This window comes from Azospirillum largimobile (genome assembly GCF_977007025.2).
Map to the genome: position 1 here is coordinate 1 of NZ_CDRMUA020000003.1, position 24,663 is coordinate 24,663.

21 protein-coding genes are annotated in these 24,663 nt (G+C 68.8%); 10 read left to right on the forward strand and 11 right to left on the reverse strand.

The features are described 5' to 3' along the window. The 4 genes from ACWPKK_RS17630 to ACWPKK_RS17645 form a co-directional block, all read left to right on the forward strand. Positions 1-1,191 (forward strand): plasmid replication protein (locus tag ACWPKK_RS17630; protein ID WP_324867745.1); only part of this gene is annotated, 1,191 nt, incomplete at its 5' end. Positions 1,192-1,304: 113 nt separating this feature from the next. Beyond that, positions 1,305-1,865, forward strand: a complete 561-nt coding sequence (locus ACWPKK_RS17635) for a sugar O-acetyltransferase (RefSeq protein ID WP_452006708.1) — start codon at positions 1,305-1,307, stop codon at positions 1,863-1,865. Between the two features lie 796 nt (positions 1,866-2,661). Beyond that, entirely contained in the window at positions 2,662-4,023 is a 1,362-nt protein-coding gene (locus ACWPKK_RS17640) for a hypothetical protein (RefSeq protein WP_452006711.1), read from the forward strand. 31 nt (positions 4,024-4,054) lie between these two features. Next, on the forward strand, positions 4,055-5,131 hold the full coding sequence (locus tag ACWPKK_RS17645) for a TAXI family TRAP transporter solute-binding subunit (protein ID WP_452006714.1): 1,077 nt from the start codon (positions 4,055-4,057) through the stop codon (positions 5,129-5,131). A 4-nt stretch (positions 5,132-5,135) separates the two neighbouring features. On the opposite strand, the gene ACWPKK_RS17650 is transcribed toward ACWPKK_RS17645, so the two are convergent. From ACWPKK_RS17650 to ACWPKK_RS17675, 6 genes are all read right to left on the reverse strand, one after another. Next, the gene (locus tag ACWPKK_RS17650) at positions 5,136-5,939 is read right to left on the reverse strand and encodes an ATP-binding cassette domain-containing protein (RefSeq protein WP_452006717.1); all 804 of its coding nucleotides are present in this window, start codon (positions 5,937-5,939) and stop codon (positions 5,136-5,138) included. Next, positions 5,936-7,258, reverse strand: coding sequence for a sugar ABC transporter permease (locus ACWPKK_RS17655; protein WP_452006719.1), 1,323 nt, complete (start codon positions 7,256-7,258; stop codon positions 5,936-5,938). The genes ACWPKK_RS17650 and ACWPKK_RS17655 overlap by 4 nt, the downstream gene beginning before the upstream one ends. After that, entirely contained in the window at positions 7,258-8,298 is a 1,041-nt protein-coding gene (xylF, locus tag ACWPKK_RS17660) for a D-xylose ABC transporter substrate-binding protein (protein WP_452006722.1), read from the reverse strand. Before xylF ends, ACWPKK_RS17655 begins: the two co-directional genes overlap by 1 nt. Before the next feature lie 219 nt (positions 8,299-8,517). Next, positions 8,518-9,840 (reverse strand): xylose isomerase, encoded by a 1,323-nt coding sequence (xylA, locus tag ACWPKK_RS17665; protein ID WP_452006724.1) that lies wholly within the window; start codon positions 9,838-9,840, stop codon positions 8,518-8,520. Then, the gene (gene xylB / locus ACWPKK_RS17670) at positions 9,837-11,294 is read right to left on the reverse strand and encodes a xylulokinase (RefSeq protein ID WP_452006727.1); all 1,458 of its coding nucleotides are present in this window, start codon (positions 11,292-11,294) and stop codon (positions 9,837-9,839) included. The genes xylA and xylB overlap by 4 nt, the downstream gene beginning before the upstream one ends. Positions 11,295-11,341: 47 nt before the next feature. Continuing rightward, the gene (locus ACWPKK_RS17675; RefSeq protein WP_452006729.1) at positions 11,342-12,415 is read right to left on the reverse strand and encodes a LacI family DNA-binding transcriptional regulator; all 1,074 of its coding nucleotides are present in this window, start codon (positions 12,413-12,415) and stop codon (positions 11,342-11,344) included. Positions 12,416-12,709: 294 nt separating this feature from the next. Here ACWPKK_RS17675 and ACWPKK_RS17680 point away from each other — a divergent pair, with 294 nt between their 5' ends. Then, a complete protein-coding gene (locus tag ACWPKK_RS17680) occupies positions 12,710-14,560 on the forward strand; it encodes a DEAD/DEAH box helicase (RefSeq protein WP_452006731.1) in 1,851 nt (616 codons plus the stop codon). 66 nt (positions 14,561-14,626) lie between these two features. Here the strand turns inward: ACWPKK_RS17680 and ACWPKK_RS17685 are convergent, their stop codons facing one another. Continuing rightward, positions 14,627-15,592: a LysR family transcriptional regulator gene (locus ACWPKK_RS17685; RefSeq protein ID WP_452006734.1), complete on the reverse strand. Its 966-nt coding sequence runs from the start codon at positions 15,590-15,592 to the stop codon at positions 14,627-14,629. A 122-nt stretch (positions 15,593-15,714) separates the two neighbouring features. On the opposite strand from ACWPKK_RS17685, the gene ACWPKK_RS17690 reads away from it, so the two are divergent. The 3 genes from ACWPKK_RS17690 to ACWPKK_RS17700 all read left to right on the forward strand — a co-directional run bounded on the left by ACWPKK_RS17690 (position 15,715) and on the right by ACWPKK_RS17700 (position 18,315). Then, a complete protein-coding gene (locus ACWPKK_RS17690) occupies positions 15,715-16,569 on the forward strand; it encodes a hypothetical protein (RefSeq protein WP_452006736.1) in 855 nt (284 codons plus the stop codon). A gap of 44 nt (positions 16,570-16,613) precedes the next feature. Then, positions 16,614-17,198, forward strand: a complete 585-nt coding sequence (locus ACWPKK_RS17695; protein ID WP_324871695.1) for a YceI family protein — start codon at positions 16,614-16,616, stop codon at positions 17,196-17,198. A 103-nt stretch (positions 17,199-17,301) separates the two neighbouring features. Then, complete coding sequence (locus tag ACWPKK_RS17700) at positions 17,302-18,315, forward strand: glutathione S-transferase family protein (protein ID WP_452006740.1); 1,014 nt, start codon at positions 17,302-17,304, stop codon at positions 18,313-18,315. A gap of 4 nt (positions 18,316-18,319) precedes the next feature. Here ACWPKK_RS17700 and ACWPKK_RS17705 read toward each other — a convergent pair whose 3' ends face one another. Further along, entirely contained in the window at positions 18,320-19,435 is a 1,116-nt protein-coding gene (locus ACWPKK_RS17705; protein ID WP_452006743.1) for an NnrS family protein, read from the reverse strand. Between the two features lie 148 nt (positions 19,436-19,583). Between ACWPKK_RS17705 and ACWPKK_RS17710 the strand changes: the two genes are divergently transcribed. Both ACWPKK_RS17710 and ACWPKK_RS17715 read left to right on the forward strand, forming a co-directional pair. Beyond that, positions 19,584-20,300: a Crp/Fnr family transcriptional regulator gene (locus ACWPKK_RS17710; protein WP_452006746.1), complete on the forward strand. Its 717-nt coding sequence runs from the start codon at positions 19,584-19,586 to the stop codon at positions 20,298-20,300. Between the two features lie 39 nt (positions 20,301-20,339). Next, positions 20,340-20,678 (forward strand): DUF1858 domain-containing protein, encoded by a 339-nt coding sequence (locus tag ACWPKK_RS17715; protein ID WP_452006749.1) that lies wholly within the window; start codon positions 20,340-20,342, stop codon positions 20,676-20,678. Between the two features lie 122 nt (positions 20,679-20,800). On the opposite strand, the gene ACWPKK_RS17720 is transcribed toward ACWPKK_RS17715, so the two are convergent. The 3 genes from ACWPKK_RS17720 to ACWPKK_RS17730 form a co-directional block, all read right to left on the reverse strand. Then, positions 20,801-22,246: an MATE family efflux transporter gene (locus ACWPKK_RS17720; protein ID WP_452006752.1), complete on the reverse strand. Its 1,446-nt coding sequence runs from the start codon at positions 22,244-22,246 to the stop codon at positions 20,801-20,803. A gap of 293 nt (positions 22,247-22,539) precedes the next feature. Further along, positions 22,540-23,766, reverse strand: a complete 1,227-nt coding sequence (locus ACWPKK_RS17725; protein ID WP_452006755.1) for an ABC transporter substrate-binding protein — start codon at positions 23,764-23,766, stop codon at positions 22,540-22,542. 42 nt (positions 23,767-23,808) lie between these two features. Further along, entirely contained in the window at positions 23,809-24,543 is a 735-nt protein-coding gene (locus ACWPKK_RS17730) for an enoyl-CoA hydratase/isomerase family protein (RefSeq protein WP_452006758.1), read from the reverse strand. Positions 24,544-24,663: the final 120 nt, after the last annotated feature.

Genomic DNA, 24,663 nt, shown 5'->3' on the forward strand with positions numbered 1-24,663 from the left:
ATGAGCAAGGCGAACGCGGTCCAGCTGACTCTGTTCGAGATGGAGGACCGCAGTCAGTCCCATATGATCGCGCTTTACGACACGGCGCCGCGATTCGTCTTCGTGTCCAAGGGCCGGGGGACGGAGCCGGAGCTGCCGGCCGCCAACGCGTTCGTCCAGTCGGTCCACAAGGAGTTTCCCTTCAAGGACGCCCTGTTCACGCTGACCCTGCAGCCCGCCCGCATCTACCGCCCGGCCAAGCCCGGCCCCGGCGAGGATCCGGCCGACAAGCGGATGGTCGAGTATGAGGTGTTTCCGTCCGAGCGCGAGCAGATCGTCGAACAGGTGGTGCGCCGCCTCGCCATGGACCGTTCGCGGCTGTCGCTGATGGGCGACAAGCAGGACCGGGTGCGCGTCCATTTCTCGCTTTATGAGATCCGGCGGGAGCTGCGCGCGGTCAACCGCACCATGGACACGGCGGAGATCCGCGAGGCGCTGGAGATCCTGGCGCGCACGCGCATGATCATCAGCAAGGTGCCGGAGAACGGCCGCAAGTCGGCGCGGCCGGTGCTGGAATCCTCGGTCTTCCCCACGCTCTACATCCGCCCGCGCACCGGCGAGGGCGGCGAGGAGGACGAGAACGACACCTATCTGGAATTCAACGCGCTGGTCGCCTCGGCCATCCGCAACCTGGAATTCAAGCCGATCTCCTATCAGTGGATCATGCGGCTGAAGAGCCCGGTGGCGCGTTGGCTCTACAACCGGCTGTCGATCGAATATGGCGATCTCGATCTGGCCCGCCTGCCCGACGGGGTGCATAGCGTCCCGCCGATGATCCTGTCCGCCGACGACATCATCAACAACAGCGGCATGAACGAGTGGAGCCGGCGGCGCGACACGCTGCGCACCGTGACCTCCGCCGTCGATTCCCTGGTCGAGGAGGGCATTCTCGACCGGGTGGAGAAGACGGTGTCGAAGGACGGGCGGCGCATCAACGACATCGAATACATCATGATGCCGAGCCAGAAATTCCTGGATCAGGTCCGCCGCGGCAACGACGTGCAGGAGGCGAACGCCGCCACCTATCGTGCCATCGCCGGCAGCGACGAGCGCCCGAAGGAGTTCCTGCCCATCACCCCCGGCCAGAGCGTCGAGGTCCGGCGCCGCCGCGGCAACCTGCTGGGCACCCGTTCCGGCCAGGGCGAAGGCTGACCCATCCTCAAGCGTCCGCGCATCGCTTTTCGACATCTGCTCTAATCGGGCGTCCATGGCGGACAGCAACCGGAAATTGCCGCCGGACGAGCGAATGATGCGGAGGTTGAGCGATGCAGACGTCCGATGGACGCAGCGAAAAGGAAAAGATGCTGGCCGGCGATCTCTATGACGCCTCGGCCCCGGAGATCCAGGCCGACCAGGCCGCCGCCAAGGAGTGGATGGTCCGCTACAACGCCGCACTCGCCCTGCCGCCCGGCGAAAGGCGCAAACTGCTTCTGGAGCGCTTCGCCGCGGTGGGCGAAGGGGCCGTCATCCGCCCGCCCTTCCATTGCGACTATGGCTACAACATCAGCCTCGGCGCCGGGGTCTTTCTCAACTTCAACTGCGTCATCCTGGACGTCGTGGCGGTGAGCATCGGCGACAGGACGCAGATCGGGCCGGGGGTCCAAATCCTGACCGCCGACCATCCGCGCGACTTCGCCGCCAGGGAAGCCGGGCTGGAGTTCGGGCGGCCCATCCATATCGGCCGCAATGTCTGGATCGGCGGCGGCGCGTTGATCCTGCCCGGCGTCACCATCGGCGACGATGCCATCGTCGGCGCCGGCAGCGTGGTGACGCGCGACGTTCCGGCCGGGGCCACGGTGATGGGAAACCCGGCGCGGGTCCGGTGATCGATGACTCTTGAGGGGCCAGGATAATCGCATTTCAGGACCGGGCAGCTACTTTTCATTCTATATGCCCTTCTCCCCTTGTGGGGCGGGATCGGCCAAACGCCAACGGCGTTTTGCCGACCCGCGGGTTGGGATGAGGGGTGCTGCCGGCTGGAAGCCGGAGGAAATTCAGATTTGCTACCCCTCACCCCAACCCCTCTCCCGCAAGGGGAGAGGGGCTCTTTCTGCGAACTAAACACCACTGCGAGCATTCTGACGGACGGGGTGTCGCCGCGACCGGTGGCGGCACCCCGTTCCGGCGAAAAGTCCAGCCGCCGGTGCCGGTGCTTCTCCATCCGATCCCTATCCGAATATTACGAAGTAATCCACCCTTTGCCGCAAAGCGGAAAATGACCTCTACGGGATGGTTGTTTTTCTTCTGTTACATCATAGAATAAAACGATCGTGGCCGGTCGTTCAGATAATAAATAATTCGAAACAACTCGCGGCGGAAATCAACGCCGCATGTCTTTCAAAAGTCCCGGAATGCACCCTGTCGTCAAGGCGGGTCCAAGGGGATTTTGTCAGGGAGGATGCCGCCATGCGAGAAACGCAGTCCGGTTCACTGCGCCGTTTTCTGCATCGTGCCTATGTTCTCCGACGTGGAGACAGATGGGAAAGCGCACGCTCTTTACTTCCCGTCACAGGCGGCGTCCGGCCTTGTTTTGCCGTACTGGGTGTCCTTGCGCTTCCCCTTCAACCGGCCGATGTGTCCGCCCGGCTCAACCCTGATGCCTTCGAAACCGGCTGCTGCCTCGTGCGGACCGGTGCGGTGGAGGGACCGGCGGACAACACGCTGGAATCCTGGCTCGGCGCGCGGGAGAAGGCGCCCGCCCCCATGCCGCAGGCGGAGGCGGCGCCCACCCGGACGACGGTGATCCAGAAGGGAAACGAGGCGGAGACGGATTGGCGGCTGATCCCCTTCATCGCGGCACAGGCATCCGGCGGCATTCCGGGACAGCCCACCCTGCTGTCCATCGCCGTCACCTCACCCTATGGGCAGCCGAACCCGCAGCATGAGGCGATCACCTATGTGCTGATCGACGATCTGCCACCGGGGACCACCCTGTCGAGCGGCGACAAGATCGCCGACGACACGTGGCGGGTGCGGCTGGAGGAATTGCCCGGTCTCACCATGACCTTGCCGCCCGAGACGGCGGGCAGTGTGACGCTGCACCTCACCGCGGTGACCGATCACGGCGGCGGCGTGATCGCCAAGCAGGCCCGGGATTTGACGATACCGATTCTGTCGGCGGCCACCGAGACCGCCGCAGCCGAGACCGCCGCAGCCCACAGCGCCGCCACGCCGGAACCGGGCGGCACCCCGCCGCCCGCCCAGGGCGGTTCGTCGCAGAGCATCGAGACCGCAGCGCTTGGCGACAGGACCGAACCGGACCCGGCGGCATCCGGACAGTCGGCCCCGCAGGCAGCGCCGGAGCCGTCCGGAAGCGACGCCATTGCACCCGCGCCTGCCCCCGTCGCGGAGGCGGCGCCCGAACCTGCGCCGGAACGGGCGCCGGAACAGCCGGTCGCGGCGGCAGTCGTGCCGGTATCGGCTCCCGCCCCGGCGGCGGCACCGGAAATCGTCCCGGAAATGCCGATCATCGCCGCCACCCTGCCTTCCGTCGATGCGCCGGCGGCCGTTCAGCCGGCTGCGGCCTCCCCGTCCCCGTCCCCTCCTCCTGCCCCGCCGGAGCCGGCGGTCATCGCACCTGTCGCCACGGTCGCCGTGGCAGCCCTTCCGCCGGTTGCCGCCCCGCCGCCGGTCCCGGAGCGGGCGCAGCCTCGGGAGGCGGCGGTGCAGCGTCCGGCGCGGCTCCCCTCCGCCATTGCGGAGACGACATTGATGAAGCGGGGCGACGACCTGTTCGCGCAGGGCGATCTGGCGGGCGCGCGGCTCTATTACGAGATGGTCGCCGAGAACGGCAATGCGGCGGCGGCCCTGGCGCTCGGCCGGACCCACGATCCGCTGGTGCACGAGCGGCTGCGCGTCCGCGGGCTTCCATCCGATCCCGAACAGGCCGCGGTCTGGTACCGCCGGGCGGTCGCCGCCGGCAGCGGCGACGCGGAACAGCAACTGCAAAAGCTGACAGTCTGGCTCGCCGGCAAATCCAGGTAGCAAGATGTCGGGAACCAGGGAGGGATCCATCATGAAGGCATCGATCGTCCGCATTCTTCTTCTGGGAGCGTGCCTGTTCGCGGGCGCCGTTTCTCCGGCATATGCTGCCGATCCGCGCGGCGTCGGCGCCAACAGCGGGACCGTCGGCATCGTGTCGGGCGGGGTCGAGGGGACCTATGTGCGCATCGCCGCCGATCTGGCCGCGGTGCTCGACGACGGCGACGCATTGCGCGTCCTGCCGATGCTGGGCAAGGGGTCGGTCCAGAACCTCAAGGACATCGTTCTGCTGAAGGGGATCGACGTCGGCATCGTCCAGTCCGACGTGCTGGCCTATGCCAAGCGGGAACGGCTTCTGCCCAACCTGGACCGGCGCGTCAAATACATCACCAAGCTCTACAACGAGGAAATGCACATCCTGGCGGCCCCCGACGTGACGCGCATCGAGGATCTCGCCGGGCGCAAGGTGAACTTCGACGTGCAGGGAAGCGGCACGCACATGACGGCGTCGCTGGTCTTCGACATGCTGGGCATCAAGGTGGAGCCGCAGGGCAACGACCAGTCCCTGGCGCTGGAGAAGCTGCGGCGGGGCGAGATCGCGGCCATGGCCTATGTCGCCGGCAAGCCGACCCGCCTGTTCCGCGACCTGAAGGCGGGAGACGGCCTGCATTTCCTGTCGATCCCCATGAGCGCGGCCCTGCTCGATACCTATCTGCCGTCACGCCTGACCAGCGCCGATTATGAGGGGCTGATCAAGCCCGGCGAACAGGTCGACACCGTCGCCGTCGGTGCCGTCATGGCCGTCTATGGCTGGGAACGCGACCTGGAGCGGCACCGCAAGGTCGCCCGCTTCGTCGATGCCTTCTTCGGCAAGTTCGACGAGTTCCTGAAGCCGCCGCGCCATCCGAAATGGAAGGAGGTCAATCTGGCCGCCGACGTGCCCGGCTGGACCCGCTTCGAGCCCGCCGAGCAGTGGCTGCGCCAGGGAGCAGCCCAGGGAGCAGCCCAGGGAGCAATCGGCAGGACGGCCGACGGAAAGACGGCCATGAAGGAACTCCAGCCCGCCACGCTGGTGTCGTCGCCGGTGCCGCGCGGCGAGCCCGCGCGCTGACCGGTCAGCCGGCGGCGCCCGGTCCGGGAACGGCACCCGGCGGGCATTTGCCGAGGATGATCATCCCCAGCACCTCGTCCTTCGTCACGTCGGATACGCGGGCGGTGCCGACCAGCTTGCCGTTCTTCATCACATGGATGCGGTCGGCCAGATCGAACACGTCATGGATGTCGTGGGAGATCAGGAAGATGCCGATCCCCTCCTGCTTCAGCTGCTTCACCAGCTCGCCCACCTGCTGGGTTTCGGCGGGACCCAGCGCGGCGGTCGGTTCGTCCATGATCAGGACGCGGGCGTCGAAATGGATGGCGCGGGCGATGGCGACCGATTGGCGCTGACCGCCCGACAGCGCCTTCACCGGCTCCTTGAAGCGGCGGAAATGCGGGTTCAGGCGGCCCATCACCTTGCGTGCCTCCGCCTCCATCGCGTGGTCGTCCAGCGTGCCCCAGGGGGTCAGCTTCTCCCGGCCGAGGAAGATGTTGGCGGCGGCGTCCACATTGTCGGCCAGCGCCAGGGTCTGGTAGATCGTCTCGATCCCGCAGCGCTTGGCGTCGCGCGGGCTGGCGAGGTGGACCGGCTCGCCGTTCACCCGGATCTCGCCATGGTCGGCGGCATAGGCGCCGGACAGGATCTTGATCAGCGTCGATTTGCCGGCGCCGTTGTGGCCGAGAAGCCCGACCACCTCGCCGGGGTAGAGGTCGATGCTGACGCCGTCCACCGCCTTGATGCCGCCGAAGGCGATGGAAACGTCGCGCATCTCCACCAGCGGCGCTGTCGCCGCTGCCAGTTCTGCCGTTGCGAGAGCGGTCATTTGAGCCCCCTGCGATAGAGCGTGTCGATGTAGACCGCGGCGACCAGGACGAGGCCGACGACGATGTTCTGCATCGGCGCGTCCACCCCCAGCAGCACCATGCCGGACTGCAGCGACTGCATCACCATGGCGCCTAGCATCGCCCCCAGGATGGTGCCGACGCCGCCGGCCATGGAGGTGCCGCCGATAATCGCCGCGGCGATGACGTACAGCTCGTCCAGCGTGCCGTTGGCGTTGGTGGCGGCGTTCAGCCGGGCGGTGGCGATGCAGGCGGACAGGCCGCACAGCGCCCCCATCAGCCCGAACACCATCACCAGGACCCGCTTGGTGTTGATGCCCGAAAGCTCCGCCGCCTCTGGATTGCCGCCGATGGCGAAGACATAGCGGCCGAAACGGGTGCGCCGCGACAGGAAGGTCACTCCCACCCCCACCGCCAGCGCGATCAGCACCGGGATGGCGAAGCCGTGGGCCACGAAGGGCAGCCCGCCGTCGGTGGTCAACCCTTGCGCCTCCATCATCCGGCGCACGACCGGGATGGGAAGCGGATAGGAATTGACCACCATCACCGCGCCGGTGATGGCGGCGGCGACCAGCAGGATCACCACCCCTTCCGCCCACAAGGGCCGGACGGGAAAGCCGAAGCCGGCCCGCCGTCGCCGCGTCATCAGGATGGCCGCGACCGACAGCAGGATGGCGGCGGTGCCGACCGCCCAGCTGGGGCCGGCGCCGATGGCGCCCTCGAACCCGCCGCCCAGCCGCTTGAACAGCCCGTCCATCGGCGCCACCGTCTGGCCGGTCGTCACCCACCAGGCGGCGCCGCGCCAGACCAGCAGTCCGCCCAAAGTGACGATGAAGGACGACACGCCGAGATAGGCGATGACGGCGCCCTGCATCGCCCCCACCGCTCCGCCGACGGCGATCGCCGCCATCACTGCCACCACCCAGGTCATCGGATGGTCGAAACCCCAGATCTCCGGCAGGATGCGGGCCTGGAGCACGCCCACCACCATGCCGGTGAAGCCCAGGATGGAGCCCACCGACAGGTCGATGTTGCGGGTGACGATGACCAGCACCATGCCCGTCGCCATCACCGCGATGGACGCGGTCTGCACCGACAGGTTCCACAGGTTGCGCGGGGTCAGGAAGGCGCCGCCGGTCAGGATGTCGAAGCCGATCCAGACGATGGCCAGCGCCCCGATCATCCCGACCATGCGGGTGTCCAGCTCCAGCGCGCGCAGGGCGTCGCCGATGCCGGCCCGCCGTCCGGTCGGCGCCTCCGGAGAGGATGCCGGGGACAGGGTGGTGGACGGCTCCGCCATCAGTTGCAGACCTTGACGCTGCCGGGCTTCACGCCCTGGCAGACGACATCCTTGGTGACCCAGCCTGCATCGACCACGAGGTCGAGGTTGTCCTTGGTGATGGCGACCGGGGTCAGGAACAGGGAGGTCATCTTCTGTTTCTTCGGCCCGCCGTCGAAGCTGGTGGCGCCGGTGATCTCGGTCATCTTCTTGCCGCCGGCGAGATCCATGGCGATCTCGGCGGCGCGGCGGCCGAGTTCGCGGGCGTCCTTCCACACCGACACCGTCTGGGTGCCGAGCGCGATGCGGTTCAGCGCCGCCTTGTCGCCGTCCTGGCCCGACACCGGCACGGTCCCGGCCAAGCCCTGCGCCGCCAGCGCCGCGACGGCGCCGCCCGCCGTTCCGTCGTTGGAGGCGACCACGGCATCGATCTTGTTGCCGGTCTTGGTCAGGATCTGCTCCATGTTCTGCTGGGCGATGGCGGGCAGCCATTTGTCGGTGTAGGCCTCGCCGACATTCTTCACGTCGCCGCGGTCGATGGCGGCCTTCAGCACCTCCATCTGGCCGGCGAACAGGAAGTCGGCGTTGGGATCGGTGGAGCTGCCCTTGATGAAGGCGTAGTTGCCCTTGGGCTTCAATGCGAAGACGCTGCGCGCCTGCAGCCGGCCGACCTCCTTGTTGTCGAAGGTGATGTAGAAGGCCGACGGGATTTCGATCAGGCGGTCATAGCCGACGACCGGGATGCCCTCCGCCGCCGCCTTCTCCACCGCCGGGCGGATGGCGTCGCCGTCCTGTGCCAGGATGATCAGCGCCTGGGCGCCGCGCGAGATCAGCGATTCGATGTCCGACAGCTGCTTTGCCGGCGAGGACTGGGCGTCGGCCGACAGGTATTTGCCGCCGGCCTTCTCGATCACCGCCTTGATCGCCGCCTCGTCGGTCTTCCAGCGCTCCTCCTGGAAGTTGGACCAGGAGACGCCGACGGTGGTGCCGGCGGCGAGAGCGGTGGTGGTGGCCAGAGTCATGAACAGACCGGCGGCTGCTGCGGTGAGGCGGTGCTTCATCGTGTTTCCTCCCTGTGTGGCCGTCCTGGGGCGGCCTTGTTGATCGACGTGAAGTCTCCGATTTCCCCCTCTCCCCCCCGGGGAGAGGGTCGGGGTGAGGGGGATGCATTGAGTGGATCCGGTGGAGAGCGGGAAGTGCGGGATTCTTGAAGATCCTTGCCGCGTGACCCCCTCACCCTAACCCTCTCCCCGGGGGGGAGAGGGGATACTGTCGCGGGGTTAGACGTACCGGTTGACGACGTTCTCCAGATACTCCTGCCGGCCGGAGCGCGGCTGGGGGTTGACGTTGCTGGTCAGCGCCCGGTCGGCGAGCGTGGCGAGGTCGCGGCCGCCGGACAGGATCGCCTGCCCCTCCGCGCCGTCCCAGCCGGCGTAGCGTTCGGCCAGCGGCTTGGTCAGGGCGCCGTCCTCCAGCATCTGCGCCGCCTGCAGCAGGGCGCGGGCGCAACTGTCGATGCCGCCGATGTGGCCGTGCAGCAGGTCTGCCGGATCGAGCGATTGGCGGCGGATCTTGGCATCGAAATTCAGGCCGCCGGTGGTGAAGCCGCCGCCCCTGAGGATGTCGTGCATCACCACGGTCAGCTCGCCGATGTCGTTGGCGAACTGGTCGGTGTCCCAGCCCAGCAGCGCGTCGCCGCGGTTCATGTCGAGCGAGCCGAAGATGCCCAGCGCCAGCGCCAAAGCCACCTCGTGCTGGAAGCTGTGGCCGGCGAGGATGGCGTGGTTCTGCTCGATGTTCACCCGCACGTCGGCCAGCAGGTCGTAGCGCTCCAGGAAGCCGTAGACGGTGGCGACGTCGAAGTCGTACTGGTGCTTGGTCGGCTCGCGCGGTTTCGGTTCGATCAGGATCGGGCCGTCGAAGCCGATCCTGTGCTTGTGCTCCACCACCATCGCCAGGAAGCGGCCCATCTGGTCCAGTTCGCGCTTCAGGTCGGTGTTCAGCAGCGTCTCGTAGCCCTCGCGGCCACCCCACATGACATAGTTGGCGCCGCCCAGCGCGTGGGTGGCCTCCAGCGCCGCGCGCACCTGCCCGCAGGCGTAGAGGAAGACGTCCGGATCCGGGTTGGTCGCGGCGCCGGCCATGTAGCGGCGGTGGGAGAACAGGTTGGCGGTGCCCCACAGAAGCCGGACCTTGGCGGTCTCCATCTTCGCCGCGAACAGTTCGGTGATGACTTTCAGGTTGTCGGTGCTCTCGGCCAGCGTGACGCCTTCCGGCGCGGCGTCGAGGTCGTGGAAGCAGAAGAAGGGGATGTCGAGCAGGCGGAACATCTCGAAGGCGACGTCGGCCTTGGCGCGCGCGGCCTGCATCGGGTCCTGGCCGGGGCGCATCCACGGGCGTTGGAAGGTCTCGCCGCCGAAGGGATCGCCGCCCGGCCAGCAGAAGCTGTGCCAGTAGCAGGCGGCCAGCCGCAGATGGTCCTCCATCCGCTTGCCCAGCACCACGCGGTCCTTGTCGTACCAGCGGTAGGACAGCGGGTCGCGGCTGTCCGGCCCGCGATAGGTGACCGGGGACAGGTCGCCGAAGAATGAGGCGGTGCTCACGACGCGAACTCCTTGGCAAGGGGGTAGAGCCGGCGCCAGCGCAGCCAGGACTGGCTGTACGCTTCGGCGCGGGCCGGATCAGGGGTGAAGGTTTCGAGGCGACGGGGCTTGCGGCAGACGGTGGCGGGCGATTCTCCGGTCGCCGCCATGCGGCCGAGATGGGCGGCGCCCAACGCCGCGCCGACCTCGCCATCCTCGATGCGGTTGATGGTGACGCCCAGCACGTCGGCGCAGATGCGCGCCCACAGCCGCGAGCGGGAGCCGCCGCCGGCAAGGTCGAGGGACGTCGGGGCGCCGGCGCCCTCGCCCAAAGCGACAAGGTTGTCGCGGGCGGCGAAGGCGACGCCCTCCAGAACCGCCTGCACCAGCGCGCCTCGGCCGGTCTCCGCCGACAGGCCGGCGAACAGGCCGCGCACGGTGGCGTCGTTGTGGGGGGTGCGCTCGCCCGACAAGTAAGGCAGGAAGGCGACGGGCGACGGGCCGTCCACCGCATCGCCGAGCGGGGCCAGCAGTTCCGCCTCCGGTGTGCCGAGGGTGGAGGCCGCCCAGGCCAGCGACGCGGCCGACGACAGCATGACGCCCATCTGGTGCCAGACGCCGGGCAGCGCATGGCAGAAGGCATGGACCGCCATCGCCGGGTTGGGCAGGAACCGGTCGGTCGTCCGCCACAGAACGCCGGAGGTGCCAAGGCTGAGAAAGCCATCGCCGGGCGTGATGGCGCCGAGCCCGACGGCGCTGGCGGCGCAATCCCCTGCCCCGCCCGCCACCACTGGCGGCTCCCGCATCCCCCAGCGGCGGGCGAGACCGGGCGACAGCCGGGCGACGGCGTCGGAGCCTTCGGCCAGTTCCGGCATGTGGGCGCGGGTCATGCGGGTGGCCGCGAGCAGCTCGTCCGACCAGTTGCGCCGGGCCACGTCGAGCCACAGCGTGCCGGAGGCGTCCGACATCTCCTCCACCATCGCGCCGGTGAAGCGCCAGCGCACATAGGCCTTGGGCAGCAGCACCTTGGCCAGCGCGGCGAAGACCTCCGGTTCCTCCTCCGCCACCCACAGCAGTTTGGGCGCGGTGAAGCCGGGCATGGCGATGTTGCCGCTGAGGGCGCGCAGCGTCGGGAGCGTTTCCTCCAGCGTCGCGCATTGGCGGTGGGAACGGCCGTCGTTCCACAGGATGGCGGGGCGCAGCACGCGGTTGTCGGCGGCCAGCAGCACCGCGCCATGCATCTGGCCGGAGAAACCGATGCCGATGACGGCGGCGACTGCGGCCGGCTGGCGTTCCGTCAGTTCGTCGACGGCGGCGATGGCGGCGGACACCCAATCCTCCGGCTCCTGCTCCGACCACAGCGGGTGGGGACGGGAAACGGTGCAGGGGCGCGACGCGCTGCCGGTGACGGCACCGTCTGCGTCGGTCAGAACCGCCTTGACGCTCGAGGTGCCGATGTCGATCCCGAGAAACATGACGCTCGACCTTTTCTGATGCCCTTCCGGGCTGGTTCCGATGCCCGTCAGGGCAGGTTGTCGCGCAGGATGACCTGGACCCGGATGTGTTCCTGCGCCGCGACGATCTCTTGGCCCGCAACCAGGGCGTGGAGCACCCGCGCCATCGAGCGCGCCTCGTGCCCCGGATCCTGGGCGACCAGGGCGGCGAAGGTGCCGTCCAGCAGCATGCGGCGGGTGGCCGGCGTCAGTTCATGGCCGACGCAGAGGATCTTGCGGGTGAGCCCGGCCTCGGCCAGCGCCTCGCCGATGCCGACGGAGCCTTCGCCGGTGTTGTAGATCGCCACCAGATTGGGCGTATCGGCCAGCATGCGGCGGACCAGATCGCGGTTGCGCTCGGGATCGTCGCGGCCCTCCACCGGGATCAGGCGGGTGAGGTGGGGATATTCCTCCGCCAGCACTTGCCCGAAGCCGAAGCGGCGTTCGGCATGGTCGCGCAGGCTGCCCGATCCGGTGACGATGCCGACCGAGCCGCCTGCCTCACCCTTGCCCGGCTCGCCATTCCGTGGCGGGCCGAGGAAGCGGCCGACCAGAGACCCGGCGGTGCGGCCGGCGGCGATGTTGTCGATGCCGACATAATGCTGGCGCCGCGACGACGGGGCGTCCGACACCAGCGTCACCACCGCCATGCCGCCGTCGACCAGATCGTCGATGGCTGCCCGGATCCGTGGGTGGTCGAGCGCCACCAGTGCTACTGCATCGAAGCGTCCCGGCAGCCCGGCCAGTTCCGCCGCCAGGGTGTCGGCATCGAACACGTCGGTCTCGATGATCTCGACTGCGATGCGCCGTGCGCGAAACCAGTCGGCCTGGGCGCGGACATTGTCGGCGATGTCCATCATGAAGCGGTTGCCGCCGCCGGGCAGGACGACGGCAAAGCGCCAACTGCGCGACCGCGCCAGCTCTGCCGCAGCCGCCAGCGGGCGGAAGCCCAGCCGCTGCACCGCCTCATGCACCTTGAGCGCGGTCTTGGCGCTGACGCCGGGACGTCCGTTGATGACCCGGTCCGCCGTGGCAAGGCTGACGCCGGCCGCCGCCGCCACGTCGCGCAGGGTCAGGGGTGCATCGTTGATTTGATTGTTCATGCCGCAAACCATATTCCGGCATCCTGAGGTGCGCAACTCAGATTTTGAGGATCTGGCCACTACTGGCCTTTCGGCTGAAGCATGGCAGAGCTTGGTTCATGCTCTTTCAGGTACGCACATCAGACTGCGGCGGTCCGCCATCATCATAGGGCTTATGCGGCGCGAATCGCTGCCCCCGACCGGAGACTGCGCTACTCCCGATGGGGTCCCTCACCTCCGATTGAACCCATGACCGGGGGACTCGCGGGAATTTAGGCTTGCTCCTCCCTCGTGCCACAACGAGAGCAGGGTTGAATGCCGCAGCTGAGAACCCATCAGCAACTGGTCAGCGCCATTGCCAACGCCATCGGCCAGCAGCAGACGGAGGTTCGCGACGTTCTGGCGGCGGTGACGCCCGGCGGGGGGAAATCGCTGCTGCCGGTCATCATGGCGGCGGCGCTGCACAAGGCGGGGCGGATCGACCGGGTGTGCTGGATCGTGCCGCGCGACAGCCTGCGCCAGCAGGCGGAGGAGGCCTTCGTCGATCCGCGCTGGCGCGAGGTGTTGGGACACAACCTCGCCCTGCGCGCGGCGGAGAACGGGCGGGATCTCTGCCGCGGCCTGCAGGGCTACGTCACGACCTATCAGGCGGTGGCCGCCGCGCCGGACCTGCACCTGCAGGAGTTCCGCCGTCACCGTTACCTGCTGGCGGTGGACGAACTGCATCATCTGCCGGCGGTGTTCGACACCGACCGCATGGCGGCGGTGGAGGAGGAAACCGCCTGGAGCCGGTCCATCCTGCCGCTTCTTGAGAATGCGTCGGCCCGGCTGCTGATGAGCGGGACGCTGGAGCGCGCCGACGGCCGTCCGATCCTGTGGCTGCCCTACCGCGCGCCGCAGGGAACCCGCAAGGTGCGGGAGATCGACTTCAAGGCGCCGGGCTGGGCGGTCGTCGGCTATTCCCGCCGGCAGGCGCTGGCCGAGAAGGCGATCCTGCCCGTCACCTTCGGCGCGATGGACGGGTCCGCCTCCTGGCTGGATGCGGAGCGGACGAACCGCTGGGTCGATGCCTTGTCCAAGGCGGGGGAGAACACGCGGGATGCCCTGTTCACGGCGCTGCGCACCGGCTTCGCCCAGGCGATGCTGCGCGAGGCCTACCGCTCCTGCCGGGAGCATCGGGCGAAACGGCGGGCGGAACTGAAGCTGCCGCGCGGGCGCGACGATCCGGGGTTGGGCAAGCTGCTGGTGATCGCGCCGGACCAGGGAACGGCGCGCTTCTATCTGGAGACCCTGCAGGGCTGGATGCCGAAGGCGCAGGCCGGACGCATGGCGCGCCTCGCCATTTCCGAATGCCGCGACGCGCAGGAGGTGGTGGCCGCCTTCCGCCTGCGGCCCGAACCGGCGGTGCTGGTCTCCGTCGCCATGGCCTATGAGGGGCTGGACGCGCCGTCGATCACCCATGTCGCCTGCCTGACGCATATCCGCTCGCGCCCTTGGCTGGAGCAGGCGATCGCGCGGGCGACGCGGGTGGACCCGCATGGCGGCCCCTATGACCGGCAGCGCGCGCTGATCTACCACCCGTCCGACGCGCTGTTCGAGCAGTTCCGCACCATGGTGGAAACCCAGCAGGGCACCCGCGCCATGGTGAAGACCCGCCGTCCCCAGCAGGAGCTTCCCTTCGAACGAAACACGGACCGCGAGCCGGAGATCATCCCGCTGGAATCCAATGCCACCGCGCTCAGCTTCGCGGTGGTGGCGCCCGGCCCGGATTTCGGTGCACAGGGGCGCGATCCGGGAGAATTGCCGCTGACGCCGAGCGCCGCCGAGCATCACCTGCGCCAGCGCATCGGCCAGCTGGTCGCGGCGCAGGTGATCGAGGACGAGGACAACAACCTCGTCACCGAGGGGCCGACCGGCTACCACATCTACAACGCCGTGCTGAAGCGGCTGATGAAGAAGGCGCGCTCCGAGATGACGCTGTCGGAGCTGGAAGCGACCGTAGGCTGGCTGGAGCGCAACCGGCTGTCCGACCATCGCCACCTGATCGCCGACGACCCGCAGTTCCAGTGGTCCACCCGGCGGCGGGGGGCGCATCGGGCGGGCTTTGGGATGCATGCGGCTCGCGGTGCCGGCGGTGTCCCCTCTCCTCCCCGGGGAGAGGGTTAGGGTGAGGGGGATGCGCGAGAAGGATCTTCAAGCATCGCGCGCTTCCCGTTTCATAGAGAATCCACCCTATGCATCCCCCTCACCCCGACCCTCTCCCCGGGGGGGAGAGGGGGATATCGGGAGGGAGAGGGAGGATGGACACCGCCCCTCCAGCAGGTCGCGTTCGCGGGTGAGCGCGTCGGCCATGAAGTCGAGGAAGGCGCGGACACGTCCCATATGGCGGAGATCCTCGTGCGTCAGCAGCCAGAGCTTGGCATCGGCCTCCGGCACGGGATCGCCGATGCGGCGGAAGCCGGGGTCGCGGTCCACCACCCCGCAGGGCAGCAGGCCGAGGCCGATCCCGGCCCGCACCGCCTCCACCGCCCCGGCGACCGAATTGACCCGGTAGCCGATGGAGGCCGCCGGCACCGTCCGTTTCATCCAATGGGCAAGGGAGGTGTGCTCGAAGGACTCGTCCAGCCCGACCCACGGATGCCTGTCCAGGTCGTCGGCACCGCCGACCCGGTCCAGATAGGAGGATGCCCCATAGACGGCGAAGGCCAGCCCGGAGACCGCACGCCCGACAAGGTTTTCCGGAGGCCGGCTGGTGGCTCGGATCGCCACGTCGGCTTCGCGCCGGGTCAGGCTGAGCGACGCCTCCGCCGCCACCAGATCGACACGCAGTTCGGGGTGGAGCCGGCGGAAGGCGGCGATGTGGCGCGGCAGGATGTAGAGCGTCAGGATGTCGACGGTGGTCACGCGCAGGCTGCCGCTGATCCGGGTGTCGCGGCCGGACAGCAGGCGGTTGGCGGCGGCCAGATCCTCCTCCATCTTCTGTGCCACCCGGTGCATCTCGTCGCCCGCCGCGGTCAGCACATAGCCGCCGGGCAACTTGTCGAACAGCTGGGCGCCCATGGCCTGTTCCAGCGCCGTAACCCGGCGCAGCACCGTGCTGTGGTTCACCCCCAGGACGCGTGCGGCGGCGGACAGGGAGCCGTGCCGCGCCACGGCCAGCAGGTAACGAAGGTCATCCCAATTGTTACCGTTTCCCATTTATTCCCGCTCATTCCTGCAGATGCTTTTTGCAAAACTCGCCAATTTGCGCTCACCAGAGCACAGGTTAGGGTCTGCACCAAGCGCATCCTGCGCCACCCCATCCAAAGCCGGCCCTCCGCATGTCCGAGTTGCTTCAAGACCCCTTCGTCCAGTCCAGCGCCCTGCCCCTGGCGGTCAGCCTGATCCTCGTCGGTGCGCTGCACCTGCTGCGCCGTCCGCTGGCGGCGGCCGGGATCGCAGCGGGATTCCTGCTGGTCTTCGCGATGGTGGTCGGCCTGCCGGCCCTGCCCCCGCCGTCGAGCATGGGCAAGCTGTTCTGGTCGTCCGCCATCGGGCTTCTGCTGGGTGTCGCCGCCGATGCGGCGGGGCTGCGTGGCCGGGCGGTTTCGGCGGCGCTGGCGGTGTGGCTGGCCGGTTCGCTTCTGTGGATCGCCCTGCCCGCCCTGGATTCAATGGCGGCGGTCGTCAGCGCCGTGATCCTGCTCGCCGTCGCCGCGTGGGTCGCTTTTGCCCGCGCTTCGCAGACGCATGGTTTGGCGGGCGGCGAGAGCCCGACCGCGCCGGCCGCCTCGCTGCTGGCGATTGCGCTGGCCGTCGGCGGCACGGCGCTGATCGGCTCATCGGCGTCCATCGCCCAGATGGCTTTGGCCCTGGCGGCGTCGGCCGGCGGCTTCCTGCTGTGGAACTGGCCGGTCGAGCGCCATGGCTGGGGCGTGTCGGGCCGGGTCGCGACCGGCATCGCGGTTCTGCTGGCCGCCGTGCTGACCCTCTTCACCCAGGCGCAGACCGCCGTCCTGCTGCTGGCGCTGCCGGCACTGCTGGCCGGCCATGTCAGCCGCTTCGTTCCCCAGGGCCGCGGCCCGGTCGGCCGGGCCGCCTCGTCGGCCGCCGTCACGGTGGTCGCGGTCCTTCCGGCGCTGGTCGCCATCGGTGCGGCCTATGCGCTGACCGGCGGCGAAGCATCGCCCTACTGATCCTCCATCCCCATCATCCGAACCCAATCTCCGGAGCTCCGTTCATGAAGAAGACCCTGTTCGCCGCCGCCCTGTTCGTCGCGACCGCCGCCGGCACCCTGACGCCCGCCTTCGCCGCCCCGGTCAGCTACAAGATCGACCCGGCGCACACGGCCGTCGCCTTCATCGTCAACCACATCGGCTTCTCCAACGTGATCGGTCGCTTCAACACGGTCGGCGGCGACATCAGCTTCGACAAGGACGCGGTGGAGAAGAGCACGGTCAACGTCACCATCGACTCCACCAGCATCGACACCAACCACGCCAAGCGTGACGAGCATCTGCGCTCCCCGGACTTCTTCAACGCGAAGGAGTTCCCGAAGCTGACCTTCAAGAGCACCAAGATCGAGAAGACCGGCGACAAGACCGGCAAGCTGCACGGCGACCTGACCATGCTGGGCGTGACCAAGCCGGTGGTTCTGGACATCACCTTCAACAAGGACGGCGTCAGCCCGGCCAGCAAGCTGGAGACCGCCGGCTTCTCCGCCCGCGGCACGGTGAAGCGCACCGATTTCGGCATGAAGTACGGCGCCCCGGCGGTCGGCGACGACATCCAGCTGCTGATCGAGATCGAGGCGGTCAAGTCCTGACCGAAGGACCGTTCCGGTCTGTTGCAGTGTGGAGGGGACCGGTTAGCCGGTCCCTTTCCGTTTCCACCCCCCTGTTTCCACCCCCTTATGATTGGAGGCCGCGATGCCGCAGCTTGTGAATGGTGTATGGGTGAAGGGCGACATCGCGGCCAGCGAGATCAAGAACGGCGCCTTCCACCGCGAGCCGACGCGCTTCCGCGACTGGATCACGCCGGACGGCGCAGCTGATGCCGCCGGGGACGCCGCCGGGCGCCACACCCTGCCGGCGGTGGCCGGACGCTATCACCTCTACGTCTCCTATCTCTGCCCCTGGGCCTCGCGCACGCTGATCTTCCGTGTGCTGAAGGGGCTGGAAGGGGTGATCGGCCTGTCCGCCGCCGAGCCGGTGCTGGGCGAGGACGGCTGGGTCTATGCCGAGGATCAGGACGCCGGCGAGGGCGTCGGCCGCTTCCGCCACCATTACCGCCTCTATACCGCCAGCGATCCCACCTATACCGGCAAGGTGTCGGTTCCCGTTCTGTGGGACCGGCAGGAGCGCCGCATCGTCAACAATGAATCGGCCGACATCATCCGCATCCTGAACAGCGCCTTCGACGGCCTGACCGGCAACCGGCTTGACCTCTATCCCGAGCCGCTGCGGCCGGAGATCGACCGCTGGAACGAGCTGGTCTATGCCAGCGTCAACAACGGCGTGTACCGCTGCGGCTTCGCCAAGTCGCAGGCCAGCTACGACGAGGCGTTCGACGGGTTGTTCGCCACGCTCGACCGGCTGGAGGATCATCTGTCGGCCAGCCGCTATCTGGCGGGGGAGCATCTGACCGAGGCCGACTGGCGCCTGTTCGTCACGCTGGTGCGCTTTGACGCCGCCTATCACGGCGCCTTCAAATGCAATCTGCGCCGGATCGAGGACTACCCGAACCTGTCCGCCTATCTGCGCGAGCTGTACCAGTGGCCGGGCATCCGCGACACGGTGAAGCTCGACCACATCAAGGCAGGCTACTACACCAATCCCGCCATCAACCCGACCCTGATCGTGCCGAAGGGGCCGGTCCTGGACTTCGACCGCAGCCATGACCGCGACCGGCTGCCGGGCAAGGGGATCTGGCAGCGGGGGTGAGGGATCATCGTTTTCCACGCCTCCGCCGGGTGAGCAGGACGGCGGCGGTCAGAAGCTGGGAGAGCGTCCAGAAGGCACCCGCCGCCGCCAGCAGCGCCATCGACGGCCACCGGACTGCCGCCAAGCGCAGAACCGCGGCCGTGGCCATCAGCGCGACGGCGGCGGTCGCGGTGGGCGGGAAGCGCTCCGGCTCCGCCTCCCGCTGCAGGGTGGTGCGGATCATCATGGCGCTGGCGAGGATGCCGAGCGCCCCCACCCCCAGCATGTGCCAGCCGGCGGCCGGCGGCAGACCAGAGAGCCCCGCGAAACCCGTCAGCAGCCAGCCGGTGCCGAGGCAGAGATAGCCCAGATGCAGGCTGGCGATCTCCGGCTGTCCCAGCAGGAGCAGCGGTTTCCAGCGGGCCAGCCGCAGCAGCGCGCTCGCCCCCGCCATCGCCGCACCGGCGGCCCCCAGCGGCGGCAGCAGGCCGGTCGCCGCCGACAGCAGGCAGAGCGCGGCACCGGCGACACCCATCGTCTCCAGCCGCGGCTGCACCCGCTGCGCCAGGGTGATGCCGCGGCGGCGCAGGGCGCCGGCCGTCGCCGCCGGGATGACGCGCCCGCCCATGGTCAGCAGCAAGGTCGCGACCAGCAGCAGCCCGACAGGCATCCCGCCGGCCGGGACGAGCCCGAGCTCCGACGCCCAGAACAGCGCCTCCGCCACCAGGAAGGCGCCGATCAGCGGACCGAACACCGCGTTGTGTCCGCTGCGGCTGGTGCGCAGGAACGGCAGTCCGGCGACCACGAACAGCAGCAGCGGATAGGCGATGCCCAGCGGCAGGGCCACCACCGCCGGCACTCCGCCCAGCAGCGCCAGCCGCCCGGCCAGCCAGGACAGGAAGGCCACCGCCACCATCCGCCGCGACAGCCTCGTCATCAGGAAACCGCCGACCACCGCCAGCGCATAGCCCAGCGTCATCTCGTGGGCATGCAGAGCCGGCGACCAGTCCACCGGCAGCAGGCCGGACACCGCCGCCAGCCACAGCGGCACGGCAAGCGCGGCATAGAAGGCGGCTGCCGGATACATCAGGCGATGGGCACTGGTGATCGGGGCGCTGGTGATGGGAGCGGGGGCATGCATGGGAGGCGGGCTCTTCGGTGGTCCGGTCCGGTCATTCTGGCGGCGGGCGGGCGGGCGCGCTTTGACCCGCAACAAATTCGCTTACGAATGGGTATGCTTTGGCCGCTACACTGCAGGGCCAGACCCGGACCGAGCCAGGACGACCGCCATGCCCCCGCCCCCCGACCCCGCCGTTCTGCGCGGCATGCCGCTGTTCGCCGGGCTGGATGCCGACGCGCTGGCCGAGGCGGTCACGCTCGCCCGCCCGCGCCGGCATGCCCGCGGCGCCGCCCTGTTCACCCAGGGGGAGCCGGCGGCGGCCGGCCATGCGCTGATCGACGGGCGGGTGAAGATCGTGCAGACCGGTCCCGACGGCCAGCAGGTGGTGATGCGCTTCATCGGCCCGGGCGAGATGTTCGGGACGCTGGCGATCTTCACCGACGGCCTCTATCCGGCCGATGCCGTCGCCGTGGCGGATTGCGTCGAGCTGTCCTGGCCGGCCGCCGTGATGACGGAGCTGATGGACCGCCATTCCGTCATCGCCCGCAACGCGCTGTCCATCGTCGGCGGCCGTCTGCGCGAAGTGCAGAACCGCCTGCGCGAGGTCGCGACCGAACGGGTGGAGCGCCGCATCGCGCACGCCCTGCTGCGTCTGGTGCGCCAAGCCGGCCGGCGGGTGGAGGCGGGGGTGGAGATCGATTTCCCCCTGTCGCGCCAGGACGTGGCGGAGATGACCGGCACCACTCTGCACACCGTCAGCCGCACCCTGTCGGCCTGGGAAAGCCAGGGCATCGTCGAAAGCGGCCGGCAGCAGGTGGTGATCCGCAAGCCCCACGCGCTGGTCGCCATCGCCGAGGATCTGCCGCCGGTTCCGCCGCGCGGCTGAATGCAGGACGGCTGAATAGGGGGGCCGAATGCGGGGCGCTTGCGGTGGCGCAAAGACCGCTCGCTGCCCGGCGGCTATGGTGGCTGCCTGTCCCCAGCGCAGGAGCATGCCGCCATGGTCGCCTCATCATCCGTGTCCAAGATGACGATCGCCGACATGACCATGGCCGATCTGATGCGCGAGCGCCCCGCGGTGGTGCCGGTCCTGCTTCGCCGCGGCCTCGCCTGTCCCGGCTGCGCCATGGCGCCTTTCATGACCGTGCGGGAGGCGGCTGAGGCCTATGGGCTGGAGCTTGACGCCCTGCTGGACGATCTCGCCGCCACCGATTCCCGGCCGGCCCTTTCTCTGGAAGGAACCACAAAATGCGATTGCGTTTGATTTCATTGGGAAATCGGTGAAATCTGGAACGTGAATCCTGTGCGTGTCTTTGTACGCGCTCTATGGCGGCATTCCGCTTGACCTTCGGTGCAGGAGACCACGGAGTTCCCCCCGGTGCCGCCTCACGGCCGGTTGATCTGCGCGGTCAGCGCCGCCGCCGCCTTGTCGGACAGCGGAACGTCGGCCGGTACCACCACCGCCTCCGGTGCCGGGCCGCCTCCGGTCCGGCCCAACTGCTTATGGCCGAGCCGTCCAGTCACCCGAAACGCCACCCAGACCGCTGCGATACCGAACAGCACCGATCCCGCCGCCTGTCCGATCAGCACCCCCGGCGCCCCGCCCAGCCAACCGCCCGCCGCCACGAACGGCATGGTTCCCAGTGTCGCCCTGCCCCAGTTGAACCCGGTCGCCAGCAGGGGAAAGCCCAGATTGTTGAACGCGGCGTTGCCGACGAAGAGGAAGCCGACGAACAGGAACCCGCCGGCCACGGCGGTGCAGAACAGGCGGACCAGATCGGCCGACACGCCCTCGGCGGAAAAGGCGATCACCACCCAGTCGCGGGCAAGGAACAGGCCCAGCCAGACCGCCAGCACCCAGACGACGATCAGCGCCAGGCTGGCCAGCAGGGTCGCCCGCACCCGGTCGAGCCGGCCAGCGCCCAGATTCTGCGCCAGGATCGGACCGACCGCGCCGGTCAGGGCGAAGATCGTGCCGAAGGCGACCGGAACCATGCGGTCGACAATGGCCGCCCCGGCGACTGCCGCATCGCCGAAGCGGGCCATGCTGGTGGTGACGTAGACGCCGGCGACCGGGGTGGCGAGATTGGTCAGGACCGCCGGACCGGCGATGCCGGCCAGGGTCCCGGCATCCTTCACCAGCCCGGTCCAGCCCGGGGCGGCGAGCAGCCGGTGCACCCGCGCCACACCGTGCCAGCCGACGGCGGCGAGCAGGCAGCGCGACAGCACGACCGTCACCGCTGCACCGGTCAGGTCCAGCCGCAGGCCGAAGATCAGGACCGGGTTCAGCGCCGCGGTGAGCAGTGCGGCATAGAGCGTGACGGTCATGGCGCGGCGCGCATCGCCCTGCGCCCGCAGCATCGCCGAACAGCCCATACCGAGGCCGAGCAACGGCAGGGTCGGTGACAGGATGGTCAGATAGCCGACAGCCAGGTCCTTGGTGGCTCCCCTGGCGCCCAGCAAATCCATCGCCGGCCCCAGCAGCGGCAAGCTCAGCAGGCCGACCACCGCGGCGACCAGCGCGGTGAGGATCAGGCTGGAGCCCGCCAGCCTCTCCGCCTCCGCGCGCCGGCCGCCGCCTATCGCGCGCGCTACCAGTGCTCCGGCGCCAATGGACAGTCCGATGCACAGCGACGATTGCAGGAACAGGACGGTGCCGGCGAAGCCCACCGCCGCCGCCAGTTCGCGTTCGCCCAGCAGTGAGATGTAGAACAGGTTCAGCAGATCAACTGCGAACACCGCGATCAGCCCGACCGAGCCGGTGGCGGTCATCACCATCACATGGCGCATCGGCGAACCGGTGGTGAAGCGGCCTACGGCGGTTTCGGCCATCGGATCGGTCTCCTGCTTGGCGGCTCCGGGGTGCTTGACGGCTTTGGGGTGGCGGACGGTCCGTCGTCTCTCCCGTCGGTCGTCGCCGGCTACCGACTTCCTTGGATAGAGTGGAGGGGCATCCTGCGACCCGGCAGAATCTACGCTGTGCATCGCCACGATGCGCGAAAATTCTCCGGTGCCGCGGTGGCGCCAACGTCTGCCGGTGCGCTGATCCACATCGATGGCGTCCGTCGCCTCCCCCCTTCCCGCGCCGTGCCGGCAGCCGGCACGGCGCCATCAGCCCGCCATCCTCAGCCCTTGATCAGGGGGCACTTGCTTTCGGACAGCGGCAGGAAGGCGTCGTCGCCGGGGATGGTGCTGAGGATTTTGTAATAGTCCCAGCGGCCCTTGGATTCGGCGGGGCTCTTGACCTCGACAAGATGCATGTCGTGGACCATGCGACCGTCGGCGCGGACCTTCCCGTTGCGAGCGAACATGTCCTCGATCGGCATGCTCTTCAGCTGGTTGACCACCGTCAGGCCCTTGTCGGTGCCGGCGGCATCGATGGCCTTCAGGTAGTTCAGCACCGCCGAGTAGACGCCGGCCTGGGCCATGGTCGGCATCTTGCCCTCGTGCCGCTGGCCGAAACGCCGGGCGAACTCGCGTGTCCGCTCGTCGCTGTCCCAATACCAGCCGGTGGTGATGACCATCCCCTTGGTCACCTCGAGGCCGAGGCTGTCGATGTCGGTCAGGAAGACGAGCATGCCGACCATCTTCTGGCCGCCCTGGGTCAGTCCGAACTCGTTGGCCTGCTTGACCGCGTTCACGAAGTCACCCCCGGCGTTGGCGAGCGCCACCACCTGCGCGCCCGACGCCTGCGCCTGAAGCAGGAAAGACGAGAAGTCCGGCGTCGCGACCGGCGCCCGCACCGCGCCCAGAACCGCGCCGCCGGCCTTCTTGACCGCGTTCGACGTGTTGGTCTCCAGGCTGCGGCCGAAGGTGTAGTCGGCGGTGATGAAGAACCACGATTTGTTGCCCTGCTGGGTCAGGGCACGGCCGGCGCCGTTGGCGAGCGCGTAGGTATCGTAGGTCCAGTGTACGCCGGTCGGCGAGCATTTCTCATTGGTCAGCTCTGTGGTGCCGGCGGTCGAGTTCAGGTGAACCCGCCCTGTCTCGCGCGTCACCTCCTGCACCGCCAGCGCCGCGGCGGAGTTCCCGACATCGACGATCACGTCGACCTGCTCCCGGTCGATCCACTGGCGGGAGATGCTGGCGGCGATGTCGGCCTTGTTCTGATGGTCGGCGAAGACGACCTGGACCGGGGCGCCCTTGACCTTGCCGCCGAAATCCTCGACGGCCATCTGCGCCGCGACCACCGAACCGCGCCCGGCGAGGTCCGCGTAGATGCCGGTCATGTCGTCGAGCACGGCGATCTTCACGACATCGTCGGAAACCTGCGCCTGGGCCGTGCCGATCAGAACGCCCGCCAGAGTGAAGGTGGCCATGCCCGCGAGCAGGGCCGTCTTGAGCGACTTCATGCGTTTATCCTCCCGGTTCTTGTGCTGTTTTGAGGGAAAGGCTCAGGCCCCGGCGGCATCGCGCAGCAGGCGGCCGAGCAGGAACTGGTCGCTGTCGCCATGGGCCAGACGCGTCTGGTCGGTCTGGGCGTCGATGGCGCGCTTGGTCATGCGCAAGATCAGCGGCGGGACCGTTGCCGCGTCACGGGCCAGCTGCAGGCTGTCCGCGACCACGGCGCCGTCCTCGGCGACGAGGTCGGCGAGGCCCCAGTCGAGCGCCAGCCCCGCGTCGACGCGCAAATCGGTGAACAGCATTCGCTTCGCCCGCGCCGGGCCGACCAGCGACACCAGACGCGGGAGGCCGCCCCAGGCGAGGGTGAAGCCGAGCCGGGCCTCCGGCAGGCGAAGATGTGCGCCGCGCCCGAAAACCCGCCAGTCCAACGCCATCGCCAGCACCCCGCCGCCGCCGATCGCCGGCCCTTCGACGGCGGCGATGGTGAGTTGGGGCAGCGCCGCCCACGCATCGCACAGGATCCGGCCGCGCTCGATGGCGGCATGCTGCTCCAGCACATCCCCGCCGGTCGGCCAGAGCTGTGGGTCGGACAGGTCGATGCCGCCGGAAAACACCGCCGCGGTGCCGGTCAGCACCACCGCCCGCACGGTGGTGTCGGTGCGCAGGTGGCGGGCCGCGTCCGTCAGCTCCGTCATCGCCGCCGCGCTCAACGCATTGGCCCGTCCGCCACGGTCGTAGCGGACCAGCGCCACCCCGTCCGACTGCTCAATCGAAACGAAGCTCATCTCGTTTGCCCCCCTCTCCTCCCGAGCCGACGGCGATCCGGGCCGGCATTCATCACCTAACATTCTACCGAGTATGTTGCAATCGTTTGATTGGTGGTGCAAACATATGGATGGCCGCCG